At 63.7% G+C, this 12,568-nt stretch carries 11 protein-coding genes; 9 read left to right on the top strand and 2 right to left on the bottom strand.

Features of this window, described 5'->3' with window-relative positions:
- A partial coding sequence (locus tag ABQX22_RS21510) for a hypothetical protein (protein WP_349801884.1) occupies positions 1-262 on the bottom strand: 262 nt, incomplete at its 3' end.
- A gap of 287 nt (positions 263-549) precedes the next feature.
- Here ABQX22_RS21510 and ABQX22_RS21505 point away from each other — a divergent pair.
- Genes ABQX22_RS21505 through argE form a run of 3 tightly spaced genes read left to right on the top strand, consistent with a single transcriptional unit; the run spans position 550 to position 2,848 of the window.
- The gene (locus ABQX22_RS21505; RefSeq protein WP_349801883.1) at positions 550-1,005 is read left to right on the top strand and encodes a RidA family protein; all 456 of its coding nucleotides are present in this window, start codon (positions 550-552) and stop codon (positions 1,003-1,005) included.
- A gap of 16 nt (positions 1,006-1,021) precedes the next feature.
- Positions 1,022-1,696, top strand: coding sequence for a DUF1028 domain-containing protein (locus ABQX22_RS21500; protein WP_349801882.1), 675 nt, complete (start codon positions 1,022-1,024; stop codon positions 1,694-1,696).
- On the top strand, positions 1,697-2,848 hold the full coding sequence (argE, locus tag ABQX22_RS21495; RefSeq protein ID WP_349801880.1) for an acetylornithine deacetylase: 1,152 nt from the start codon (positions 1,697-1,699) through the stop codon (positions 2,846-2,848).
- A 2-nt stretch (positions 2,849-2,850) separates the two neighbouring features.
- Here the strand turns inward: argE and ABQX22_RS21490 are convergent, their stop codons facing one another.
- Positions 2,851-3,783, bottom strand: a complete 933-nt coding sequence (locus tag ABQX22_RS21490; RefSeq protein ID WP_349801879.1) for a LysR family transcriptional regulator — start codon at positions 3,781-3,783, stop codon at positions 2,851-2,853.
- A 562-nt stretch (positions 3,784-4,345) separates the two neighbouring features.
- Here ABQX22_RS21490 and ABQX22_RS21485 point away from each other — a divergent pair.
- From ABQX22_RS21485 to ABQX22_RS21460, 6 genes are all read left to right on the top strand, one after another.
- The gene (locus ABQX22_RS21485; protein ID WP_349801878.1) at positions 4,346-5,836 is read left to right on the top strand and encodes an aldehyde dehydrogenase; all 1,491 of its coding nucleotides are present in this window, start codon (positions 4,346-4,348) and stop codon (positions 5,834-5,836) included.
- Positions 5,837-5,895: 59 nt separating this feature from the next.
- A complete protein-coding gene (locus tag ABQX22_RS21480; protein ID WP_349801877.1) occupies positions 5,896-7,293 on the top strand; it encodes a purine-cytosine permease family protein in 1,398 nt (465 codons plus the stop codon).
- On the top strand, positions 7,290-8,930 hold the full coding sequence (locus ABQX22_RS21475) for a GMC family oxidoreductase (RefSeq protein WP_349801876.1): 1,641 nt from the start codon (positions 7,290-7,292) through the stop codon (positions 8,928-8,930). The genes ABQX22_RS21480 and ABQX22_RS21475 overlap by 4 nt, the downstream gene beginning before the upstream one ends.
- A 763-nt stretch (positions 8,931-9,693) precedes the next feature.
- Positions 9,694-10,680 (top strand): ABC transporter substrate-binding protein, encoded by a 987-nt coding sequence (locus ABQX22_RS21470; protein ID WP_349801875.1) that lies wholly within the window; start codon positions 9,694-9,696, stop codon positions 10,678-10,680.
- A gap of 12 nt (positions 10,681-10,692) precedes the next feature.
- Entirely contained in the window at positions 10,693-11,496 is an 804-nt protein-coding gene (locus tag ABQX22_RS21465) for an ABC transporter permease (protein ID WP_349801874.1), read from the top strand.
- A complete protein-coding gene (locus ABQX22_RS21460; protein WP_349801873.1) occupies positions 11,484-12,317 on the top strand; it encodes an ABC transporter ATP-binding protein in 834 nt (277 codons plus the stop codon). The genes ABQX22_RS21465 and ABQX22_RS21460 overlap by 13 nt, the downstream gene beginning before the upstream one ends.
- Positions 12,318-12,568 lie beyond the last annotated feature (251 nt).

The raw sequence follows: 12,568 nt of genomic DNA, 5'->3' as shown, positions 1-12,568 counted from the left end.
CTCCCACCGGATAGGTGATCGGCAGGAGGTCAGCGATTGGCTTCTGCCGAAGGCGTAGGAGCGTGGCTTGTCCCGCGATCTGCCCGGGTCGCGCTTGCCCGCGAAGCGGCAGCAAAACCTCTGGATGCGGTTTCGACTGACACACCTCGGGCGTCTGGTTCCAGGGCCGCTGCGCGCCCCATCGCAGGACAAGCCAGCTCCCACGGCCTTCGGCCAGAATCGAAAGCCGAGGCGCGGTGACGCGAAGCAGGGTGATGATCACCAAAGCCCGCGGGCATGACACAAATCTGTAGGAGCGCGCTTGCCCGCGATTCGGTAGTCGGCATCCGGAAAATGCGGCGCCGAACACACAAACTGTAGGAGTGAGCTTGCTCGCGAGGGGCCGGTAAGTCCGCTACCTCTCTACGGCCTGAACCATCGCTTTCGCGGGCAAGCCTCGCTCCAACGGGACGGGGATGATGTTTCAACGCGGGCTAACCACCTTTTACATAACCAAGCACCACAAAAAACCTCGTTTCGCGCACCGTCGGGCATGGACAGAATGGGTTCATGCCCAATCGAAACGAGGAAACCGCGATGACTCAGCCGACCCACACGCGCATTCGCATGTTCAACACCAAAGAGACCTACCCGAACCAGTCGCTGGACAACGACCTGTGCCAGGCCGTGCGCGCCGGTAACACGGTGTACGTGCGCGGCCAGATCGGCACCGATTTCGCCGGCAACCTCGTCGGCCTCGGCGACCCTCGCGCCCAGGCCGAGCAGGCGATGAAAAACGTCAAGCAACTGCTGGAAGAAGCCGGCAGCGACCTGAGCCACATCGTCAAGACCACCACTTACCTGATCGACCCCCGCTACCGCGAGCCGGTCTATCAGGAAGTCGGCAAATGGCTCAAGGGCGTGTTCCCGATCTCCACCGGGCTGATCATTTCCGGGCTGGGCCAACCTGAATGGCTGATGGAGATCGACGTGATCGCCGTCATCCCGGACGCAGTCATTTCCTGACCTGGACGCACACACCATGACGTTTTCTATCGTCGGCCGCTGCGCCGAAACCGGTCAATTGGGCATCGCCATCAGCTCCTCCAGCATTGCCGTGGGCGCCCGTTGCCCGTGGCTGCTGCCGGGGGTGGGCGCGGTGTCCACCCAGAACATCACCCTCCCCGCGCTGGGCCCGCAAGTGCTGGCGCAACTGGAACGGGGGCTGTCCCCTGCCCAGGCGCTGGACAAGGTGCTGACGAGCAACGGCTACAGCCAGTTCCGCCAGGTCACGGCGATCAACCACCTGGGCCAGACCTCGCATTTCAGCGGCAGTGAAACCCTGGGCACGCACAACGCCGTGGCGGGCGAACAGTGCGTCGGCGCCGGCAACATGCTGGCCGACCGCGCCGTGATCGACAGCCTGGTGCGCACCTTCGAAACCAGCGGCGGCCAACTGGCCGATCGGTTGCTCGCCGCCATGCAGGCGGCAATCGCTGCCGGTGGCGAGGCAGGACCGGTACACTCCGCAGCGCTGGTGGTGGTGGGCGAGCTGACCTGGCCCATCGTCGACCTGCGGGTCGATTGGGCGGATGAAGACCCCATCGGTAAACTGACGCAACTGTGGACCGCGTACAGTCCGCAGATGCAGGATTACATCGTTCGCGCCCTGGACCCAACCAAGGCGCCCAGTTATGGCGTGCCCGGGGATGAATGAATGAGCAACAGTCGCGAGCTGCTGGCCGCATTGATCGGCTTCGACACCACCAGTCGTGAGTCGAATCTGCACCTGATCGAGTACGTCCGCGACTACCTCACGCAATGGGACGTGCCCTGCGAGCTGATCTTCAACGACGACCGCTCCAAAGCCAACCTGTTCGCCACGCTGGGCCCGGATGACCGTCCGGGCCTTGTGCTGTCCGGCCACACCGATGTGGTGCCGGTGGACGGCCAGCCGTGGACCACCGCGCCGTTCGAGCTGACCGAGCGCGACGGCAAGCTCTACGGACGTGGCACCGCAGACATGAAGGGCTACATCGCCTGCGTCCTGGCCGCCGTGCCGCGACTGTTGTCTGCGCCGTTGCGCATGCCGGTGCACATCGCCCTGTCCTACGACGAAGAAGTCGGCTGCCTGGGCGTTCGCTCCCTGCTGGCCGAACTTGAACAGCGCCCGCACACGCCGCTGCTGTGCATCATCGGCGAACCCACCGAACTCAAACCGGTGCTCGGCCACAAGGGCAAACTGGCGATGCGTTGCGATGTGCACGGCGCGGCCTGTCACTCGGCCTACGCGCCCCAGGGCGTCAACGCCATCGAATACGCCGCCGAGCTGATCGGCGAGCTGGGCCGGATCGGCTCGACGCTGCGTGCCCCCGAGCTGCACGACCCGCGCTTCGACCCGCCGTTTTCCACGGTGCAGACCGGCGTGATCAGCGGCGGTAAGGCGCTGAACATCGTGCCGGCGGATTGCCGTTTCGATTTCGAAGTCAGGGCCCTGCCCGCCCACGACCCACGGGACGTGGCCGAGCAGCTTGAGCGCTACGCCCAGGCGCACGTGCTGCCGCGGATGCTCGCGGTGGACGCCGGCAGCGCCATTCGGTTTTCAGAACTCTCGGCCTACCCGGGACTGGCCACCGACAGCCAAAGCCAGGCGGCGCAGCTGATTGCGCAGTTCTGCGGCTCCAGCGAATTCACCACCGTCGCGTTCGGCACCGAAGGCGGGCTGTTCGACGCCATTGGCGTTCCAACCGTGGTCTGCGGCCCCGGCAGCATGGACCAGGGCCACAAGCCCGATGAGTTCGTCAGCCTCGCGCAACTGGCGGCCTGCGACGCGATGCTCGAACGCATCGCGGTGGCGCTGCACAGCTGAGGTCAGGCCTCCGTCTTGGGCGCCAGCACTTCACGGCAGTGGTCGACAAACAACTGCGCCGGCTTGGTCAACTGCGATCGGCGCAGCCACGCTGCCGACAACCCGGAGCCGGTGACTTGCTCGGCCAGCGGCACGCACACCAGCTTCTGCCCGTCGTAGGTGAAGGGCGAATGCGGACGCGTGACCAGGATCGAAAACCCGAACCCGCGCCCCACCATGCCCCGCACCATTTCAATGGACGGCGAGCTGAACTGAATATTCGGCGTCAGCCCGCGCTCCTCGAAAATGCTTACGAAATAGGTCCGGCTCGGTTGCACGTCCAGCAGCACCATGGGTTCGAGCACCAGATCATTGAGCGAAACCTTGGCCTGATGCGCAAAGCGATGGCCTTCGGGCAGCAACGCATAAGGCTGCTGCGGCGCCATTAACGGCGCGGTGTCGATGGTGCTGTCCAGATCGTGTTCGTACAGCATCGCCAGATCGATGCTCCCTGAGGTCAGGGCCTGGACCAGCTCTTGCTGCTCACCGTCACGAATCCTGATTTCCACGCCGGGCCAGCGATCGCGGAAGCCGGCGATCAGGCGCGGCAGGTACAGCGGCGCGACGGTTTCGAAACAGCCGATGTCGATCTGCCCGGAGACCACGTCGTTGTCGGCCAGGGCGTTCTGTTCGAACTCGTGGGCCACCCGCAGCAGCTCCTGGGCCTTGCGGTAGAACCGTGCGCCGCTGGGCGTGAGGGATACGCCCTGGGCGTGGTGGCGGATGAACAACTGCACGCCGAAGCTTTCTTCCAGGTGCTTGATGGCCGTCGACACCGAGGGCTGCGCGATATAGAGCTTGCGGGACGCCTCGGCCACACTGCCGCATTCCACCGTGGTGACGAAGTATTTGAGTTGTCGCAGGTTATAAGCCGCCATGGGTTCCTCAGGAGTCATGAATCGATGCATCAAAACGGGGCGCAGCGATGAGGTGTTTCGTGGGGTCGCAGGGTAGTCGATCAGGCCCCACACCGCGATCCACCCGCCGCACTGCGCTGCAATTCTCCCGCCAGACACCCGCCCCGCGAAACCAGCAAATTCTTGGCGCTTGATGCTAAAAACCTTGTGCCGGGTTTTGATTGGCCTGTCGGCGTGGGATCTGGCGCCTTTGATTCTGGCCGCAGCGTGGCTTGTCCCGCGATTGGCGGCGCAGCCGTCATGAAACCAGACGCCCAGATGTGTCAGGCGAAACCGTATCCACAGGCTTTGCTGCCGCTTCGCGGCAGATCGCGGGACAAGCCACGCTCCCACGCCTTCGGCAGAAGCCGATCTGCGTGCATCTGCAGCGTTGTTGTTCTGTGATCAAGCCCTACTTTCACGCACCAAAATCGCGCACGACTAGTGAGTTTTTTTATCGCGTGCGAACACATTTTTACTCATTTCGTGCCCCTGCCACATGGCCCACTATCGGTTCATTGATCGTGTACATAGCCCGCGCCGGGCTATTTTGGAGCTTGCAGTGAACGACCTGACCCGCTGGCAGAACCTGGCAAACACACAGTCCTTCATCGATGCTTCGCGCATCGGCGGGCGTGCGCATTACGCTCAGGACGGCAAGACCTTTGCCGTGATCAACCCGGCCACCAACACCCTGCTGGCCCGGGTCACCGCCTGCTCCGACGCCGATGTCGATCTGGCCGTCAGGGTGGCGCGCAACGCCTTTGAAAACGGCCCCTGGGCCCGCATGACGCCGGGCGAGCGCAAGCGCATCCTGCTGCGCCTGTCGGAGCTGATTCTGGCGAACCGTGAAGAACTGGCATTGCTCGATTCCCTGAGCATGGGCAAGCCGGTACTGGACGCCTACATGATCGATGTGCCGGGCGCTGCCCACGTGTTCGCCTGGTACGCCGAAAGCCTGGACAAGCTGTACGACCAGGTCGCGCCCACCGCCCGCAACGTGCTGGCCACCATCACCCGCGCGCCGCTGGGGGTCATCGCCGCGGTGGTGCCGTGGAACTTCCCGCTGGACATGGCCGCCTGGAAACTCGCCCCGGCCCTGGCCGCCGGCAACAGCGTGATCCTCAAGCCCGCCGAGCAATCACCCTTCTCCGCCCTGCGTCTGGCGGAACTGGCGCTGGAAGCCGGCGTGCCCGAGGACGTGCTGAGCGTGATCACCGGCCTGGGCGAACAGGCCGGTCGCGCACTGGGGCTGCACCCTGACATCGACGCCCTGGCGTTCACCGGTTCCACCGAAGTGGGCAAGTACTTCATGCAGTACTCGGCGCAGTCCAACCTCAAGCAGGTCTGGCTGGAGTGCGGCGGCAAAAGCCCGAACCTGGTGTTCGACGATTGCCAGGACCTGGACCTGGCCGCTGAAAAAGCCGCGTTCGGGATCTTCTTCAATCAGGGCGAAGTGTGCTCGGCCAACTCGCGCCTGCTGGTTCAGCGCTCGATCCACGATGAATTCGTCGAGCGCCTGATCGAGAAAACCCGCGACTGGCAACCCGGCGACCCGCTGGACCCCAACAGCAAGATGGGCGCCATCGTCGACGCCCGGCAGGCCGAACGGGTCATGGACTACATCAGCGAAGCCAGCAGCAGCGGCGCGCGCCTGGTGGCCGGCGGCAAGCGGCGGCTGATCAACGGCTCCAACAACTTCATCCAGCCGACGCTGTTCACCGACGTGCAGCCGCAGATGCGCCTGTCCCGTGAAGAGGTGTTCGGGCCGGTGCTGGCGATCACCGCCTTCGACGATGAAGACCAGGCGGTGAAGATGGCCAACGACCACATTTACGGGCTGGCGGCCTCGGTCTGGACCGACGACCTGAACCGCGCGCACCGGGTGGCGGGCCGTCTGAATGCCGGCACCGTGTCGGTCAACACCGTGGACGCGCTGGACGTCAGTGTGCCTTTCGGCGGCGGCAAGCAGTCAGGGTTTGGCCGAGACCTTTCCCTGCACGCATTCGACAAGTACACCCAGTTGAAAACCACCTGGTTCCAGTTGCGTTAAGCAGCCATACATTCACGCCCGGGCCATGCACCCGGGCGATATCACTGCGGATGACACCCATGACTGACACTTCCAGCGCGGCAACCCTCGAACTGAGCACCATCCAGCCCATTGCCCTGGACCAGCGCCATGGGCGCGCGCGCGACCTGTTCACCATCTGGTTCGGTTCCAACATCATGCTGCTGACCGTGGTCACCGGCGCGTTGGCCGTGACCGTGTTCAAACTGCCGTTCCTGGCCGCCATGGTGGCGCTGATCGCCGGCAACCTGATAGGCGGGATCTTCATGGCCCTGCATTCGGCCCAAGGCCCGCAACTGGGCGTGCCGCAGATGGTGCAGACCCGTGGCCAGTTCGGTTCGTACGGTTCGCTGCTGGTAGTGGCACTGGTGGTGATCATGTACCTGGGGTTCTTCGCCTCCAACCTGGTGCTGGGCGGGCAATCGCTGCACAGCCGCTACCCGCTGTTCAGCACCAATCAAGGCATCGTGCTGGTGGGCGTGATCAGCGTCATCGCCACGGTGTTCGGTTACCGGCTGATTCACGCCTACACCCGGGTCATGTCCTACCTGTCGGGGGCGATTCTGCTGCTGAGCTTCATCTGGATCGTCGGCGTGCACGGCCTGCCGGCGGACTTCCTGGAGCGCAATGCCTTCAACCTGCAGGGCTTCCTCGGCACCCTGTCGATTGCCGCGCTCTGGCAACTGGCCTACGCGCCTTACGTTTCCGATTACTCGCGCTACATGCCTGCTGACACCGGTGGCAAATCGGCGTTCTGGTCCAGCTACTGGGGCTGCTGCCTGGGCTCGATCCTGCCCATGGCGTTGGGCGTCACCGTGGGTTTGAGCGTTGAGGGCGACATCATCGCCGGGCTGATCGAAATGACCGGCAGCATCGCGACCCTGGTGGTCGCCGTGTTCTCCATCGGCATCGCGGCCACTAACGCCATGAACCTGTATTGCGGCACGCTTTCAGCCATCACCGTGGGCCAGACCCTGGTGCCTAAATGGTCGGCGGGCGCCCTGTCCCGGGCCATCACGGCGCTGGTGCTGTTCTCGATCTCCCTGACCCTGGCGCTGCTGGGCCAGGACGACTTCATGGCCAACTACACCAATTTCATCCTGCTGCTGTTGTACGTGCTGGTGCCGTGGACCGCGATCAATCTGGTGGATTACTACCTGATCGCCCATGGCAGCTATGACGTGGCTTCATTCTTCCGGCGCGACGGCGGCATTTACGGCTACTTCAACTGGACGGCGGTGGGCTGCTACCTGCTGGGCATCCTGGTGCAGGTCCCGTTCATGGCCACCGAGCTGTACACCGGGGTCATCGCCAAGGCCATGGGCGGCGCGGACATTTCCTGGATCGTCGGCCTGGTGGTGATTGCCCCGGTCTACTACGTCGCCAGTCGCCGTCGCGTTCGTCATCAAACCCTGAGTACCGCGAGGAAAAGCGCATGAAAACCGACTACGACTATGTGATCGTCGGCGCCGGCTCGTCCGGTTGCGTGCTGGCCAACCGCCTGAGCGCGGACCCGGCCGTGAGTGTCTGCCTGATCGAAGCCGGCAGCCACGACAACAGCCCGCGCATCCAGACCCCGGCCGGCACCATCACGCTGTACAAGAGCAAAAAGTACAGCTGGAACTTCCTGTCCGCGCCGCAGAAGCACCTCAACGGTCGCACGTTGCACACGCCGCGCGGCAAGGCGTTGGGCGGGTCCAGCTCGATGAACAGCATGATCTACATTCGCGGCCACGCCAGTGACTACGATCGCTGGGCCCAGGCCGGTTGCGCAGGCTGGGACTGGAACAGCGTGCTGCCGTATTTCAAGAAGTCCGAGAACAACCGCATCGGTCAGAACCCGCGTCTGCACGGCACCGACGGCGAGCTGTACGTGGACGTGGCGCGCGACCCCAACCCGGTCTCGCGCCTGTTCGTCGCGGCGGCCGAGCGTGTGGGCATCCGCCGCAACGATGACTTCAACGGCGAACAGCTCGAAGGCTGCGGCATCTACAACCTCACGCAAAAGGACGCCAAGCGCCTGTCCAGCTACCGGGCCTTTGTCGCGCCGGTGCTGGACCGACCGAACCTGACGGTGATCACCGATTGCTCGGTCAAGTCGCTGATCCTGGAACAGCAAGTGGCCAAGGGCGTGCGGGTCGAAGCCGAAGGACAGGAACAATCGCTGACCGCGCGCCGTGAAGTGCTGCTGTGCGCCGGTTCCCTGGGCAGTCCGCAACTGCTGCTGGCCTCGGGCATCGGTCCGGCGGCGGAACTGCAAAGCGCCGGCGTCCCGGTGCATCACGACCTGCCCGGCGTCGGCAAGAACCTGCAGGACCATCTGGACGGCCTAATCACCATCCGCTCCAAAAGCCCGCTGACCCTGGGGTTTTCTGCGGGCTCGTTGCCGAGCATCCTGACCTCGCCATTTCGTTACCTGTTCGGCAAACAGGGCTGGCTGACCACTAACTATGTGGAAGCCGGTGGCTTTGCCCGCACGCCACTGGCCGAAGCGTTGCCCGACGTGCAGTTTCACTTCGTGCCCGGCTATCGCAGCCATCGCGGGCGGCTGTTCGAGTGGGGTCACGGTTATGCGGTTCACACCTGCGTGCTGCGCCCGAAAAGCATCGGCGAAGTGCGCATCGCCCCGAATCGTCAGTTGGTGATCGACTTCAATTTCCTCTCGGACCCGGCCGACGCCAAGGTCCTGATCGAAGGCCTGAAACTGGCGCGACGGGTGTTGGCCGACCCGCAATTCGACGGCATCCGTGGCGAAGAAATGCTGCCCGGTAAAGCGGTGCAGACCGACGAGCAATGGATGACCTACGTGCGTGAGTACGCCGCCACCGTGTTCCACCCGGTGGGCACCTGCAAGATGGGCGTCGACCCGATGAGTGTGGTAGGCCCGGACCTCAGGGTGCACGGGGTCCAAGGCCTGCGGGTGGTGGACGCTTCGGTGATGCCGACCCTGATCAGCGGCAACACCAATGCGCCGTGCATCATGATCGGCGAGAAGGCGGCGGACATGATTCTGCGGGGCGCGTCAGGCACGCGGGTGGAACCGGCCAGGTTCGAACAGGGCATCAGCGCGGTGTAGTGAGCGTGTGAGGGTTGGCTTCTGCCGAAGGCGTGGGAGCTTGGCTTGCCAGCGATCGGCCGGGAACCGGTCGTAAACCTGCAAATGCTGTATGACTGACAGACCGCATGCACCCGGTTGCTGCCGGTGCCCGGCAGATCGCAGACAAGTCAGCTCCCACGGCCTTCGGCCAGAATCAAAAGCTTAGGCGCACGCCGTTCCGCTTCTGCCACGTCCTTCGGCCAGAATCAAAAGCCCAGGCGCACGCCGTTCTGCTTCTGCCCGGAGGGCGTGGGAGCTTGGCTTGCCAGCGATCGGCCGGGAACCGGTCGTAAACCTGCAAATGCTGTATGCCTGACACACCGCATGCACCGCACTGCTGCCGGTGCCCGGCAGATCGCAGACAAGTCAGCTCCCACGGCCTCCGGCCAGAATCAAAAGCTTAGGCGCACGCCGTTCCGCTTCTGCCACGGCCTTTGGCCAGAATCGAAAGCCCAAGCGCGCGCCATTCCGATTCTGCCCGCAGGGCGTGGGAGCCTGGCTTGCCAGAATCCACCGATATGCGCTGTGAGGACGCCGGGATTCACCCCCCAACCCCAGCCCATTTTTTTCCTCATCAGCGACGACATATTTACTCATTTTCCTGCCCCTGCACTTCAGCCACCATCAGGTCTGCCCCACAGAGGCAAAAGGTCCGTCAGAGACCGTCAGGTAATCAGTTTTTGGCGCTACGCCCCACTGCCCCGAAATTCATGAAAAAAAACCATCATTCCGGGAGTGTTCAATGATCAAGTCTTTCGTTTCGCGCTGCGTACGTCCCCTGGCGCTGACCGCCATCGCTGCCGGCATGGCCAGCGCCGCACAGGCAGGCACCCTCTCCATCGGCCACACCACCTGGGTCGGTTACGGCACGCTGTACCTGGCCAAGGACCTGGGTTACTTCAAGGACGCCGGCCTGACCGTCGACCTGCCCACCATCGAAGAAGCGTCCATGTACATGGCGGCCCAGGCCTCGGGCAAATTGTCCGGCTCGGCGTCCACCCTGGATGAAATCCTCAAGTACCGCCCGCAGTTCTGCTTCCGCGCCGTGGCGGCGCTGGATGAAAGCCACGGCGGCGACGGCGTGTTGGTGAGCGACGGCATCAACAGCCTGCAGGACCTCAAGGGCAAGTCGGTCGCGGTCAACGAAGGTTCGGTGTCGCAGTTCTGGCTCAGCTACCTGCTCAAGAACGCCGGCATGAAGATGAGCGACCTGACGGTCCAGAACATGACCGCCGATGACGCCGCGACTGCCTTCATCGCTGGCCGCGTCCCGGCCGCCGTGACCTGGGAACCGCACCTGTCCGCCGTGCGCAACAAGAAACAAGGCAAGGTCCTGGTCGACAGCAGCACCACCCCGGGCGTGATCGTCGATGTCGTGGCCCTGAGCTGTGACGTGATCGAGAAGCAGCCGGAAGACGTGAAGGCGCTGGTGGCCGGTCTCTACAAAGCGGTCCAGTACACCAAGGATCACCCGACCGAAGCCTACGCCATCATGGCCAAGGGCGTCGGCGGCTACCTGGCGGACCCGGCGGAACTGGCAGCGGCGGCCAAGGGCGTGCGTTTCTACGACCAGGCCATGAGCGAAAAACTGCTGGGCAGTAACGGCAGCACCGGCGACGCCGCCAGCGTGATCAAACTGGCCAACGAAGCGGCCAGCGAATTGCAGGGCAAACCGTACAACGTCAGCTACAGCGACTTGATCGACAACCGTTTCGTCACGCCGAAATAAAAGGAGCACGGTATGTCCAAGCGCAACTCATGGCTGAACCGCTGCCTGACGCCCAAGACCAGTTTGCCGATCCAGGTGATCTGGAGCGCCAGCGCCCTGGCCTGGATGCTGTTGATCGGGCTGTGGGCCGGCCTGTCTTATGGCGGCGTGGTGCCCGCGATGTTCCTGCCGACTCCGGGCGATGTGGTCCAGGCCGCGATTCGCCTGGGCCGTGACGGCACGCTGGGCCTGCATGTCTGGGCCAGCCTGGAAGTGGTGATGGTCGGGTTCGTGATCTCTTCGCTGGTCGCGGTCCCGCTGGGGATGTTGATGGGCAGCTTCCGGGTGGTTCAGGCCTTCCTCGAGCCGCTGGTCAACTTCATCCGCTACCTGCCGGTGACCTCGTTCGTGCCACTGTTCATCCTGTGGATCGGCATCGGCCTGGAGCAACGGGTCTCGATCATCATTTTCGGTGTGTTTTTCCAGCAACTGGTGATGATCGCCGACGTGTCGAAAGGGATCTCCAAGGACCTGATCAACGCGTCCTACACCTTGGGTTCTACCCGGCGTGACGCGGTGCTGCATGTGATCGCACCGGCCTCGCTGCCGGGGGTGCTGGACACGCTGCGGGTCACCATGGGTTGGGCCTGGACGTACCTGGTGGTCGCCGAACTGGTGGCGGCGTCGAGTGGCCTGGGCTACCTCAGCCTCAAGGCCATGCGCGGGTTCCAGGTCGATGTGATTTTCCTGGCGATTGCCGTGATCGGCCTGCTGGGTCTGATCACTGATCAACTTTTCAGATTTCTACGCTTGAAGGTGGCCGCATGGGCTCAGTAACCGCAACTTCCCCACGGCTCGCCACACCCGTCGGCGTGGCCCCAGTCGCTGCGCCGAAGCTCAAGGTCGACAACGTCAGCCTGCGTTACCAGACGCCGGCGGGCAGCGCCTTCACCGCGCTGGAGCAGGTGTCGTTCGAAGTGCCGGACCAGCAGTTCGCGGTATTGGTCGGCCCTTCGGGGTGCGGCAAATCCAGCCTGCTGTATCTGACCGCAGGCCTGGCCGAACCCACTTCCGGGGAGATCTACGTCGGCGGCAAGCAGGTCGACGGTCCGGGGGCGGATCGCGGCATGGTGTTTCAGGGCTATACGTTGTTTCCGTGGCTGACGGTGCGGCAGAACATCGAATTCGGCCTCAAGCGGCGCAGCGTGCCGGCTAAAGAACGCAAGGAGATCGTCGAGCATTACCTCAATGAAGTGGGCCTGACGCGCTTTGCCGACAACTACTCCAAGCAGCTGTCAGGCGGCATGATGCAGCGCGTTGCCATCGCCCGCGCCCTGGCCAACGACCCGCAGATTTTGCTGATGGACGAACCCTTCGGCGCCCTGGACAGCCAGACCCGCCTGCAGATGCAGCAGCTGTTGCTGAAAGTCTGGGAGCACACCAAGAAGACGGTGCTGTTCGTCACCCACGACATCGACGAAGCCATCCTGCTGGGCGATCGCATCTTCGTCATGGGCGCCCGCCCCGGCCGCATCAAGCAAGTCCTGGACGTCCCCATCGACCGCCCCCGCAACCTCGACATGGTCATGGAGCCGGAATTCATAAAGATGAAACGCGACATCTTTCACCTGCTGCATGATGGGCCGGACGAGCACTGAGTGAAGCGCTGAACCTGGAGTACAGCGCCTGTGGGGGGAGCTTGCTCGCGAATGCATTCTTCCCGGCGCCGATGCGGTGACTGACATTCCGAATCGCGGGCAAGCGCGCTCCTACGCCTTCGGCAGAAGCAGGTCGGCATTGACTGATCGTCCCCACGCTCCGCGCGGGAACCATCAACTGGCTTGTGTTTCTGGCCGCAGGCTGTAGGAGCGCGCTTGCCCGCGAAAGCGATGGATCAGGCGCCAGTGTC

Source organism: Xanthomonas sp. WHRI 1810A (assembly GCF_040202885.1).
Classification (GTDB): Bacteria; Pseudomonadota; Gammaproteobacteria; order Pseudomonadales; family Pseudomonadaceae; genus Aquipseudomonas.
Note: the sequence above shows the minus strand (reverse complement) of the source record. Positions and strands in the feature narration are given on the sequence as shown.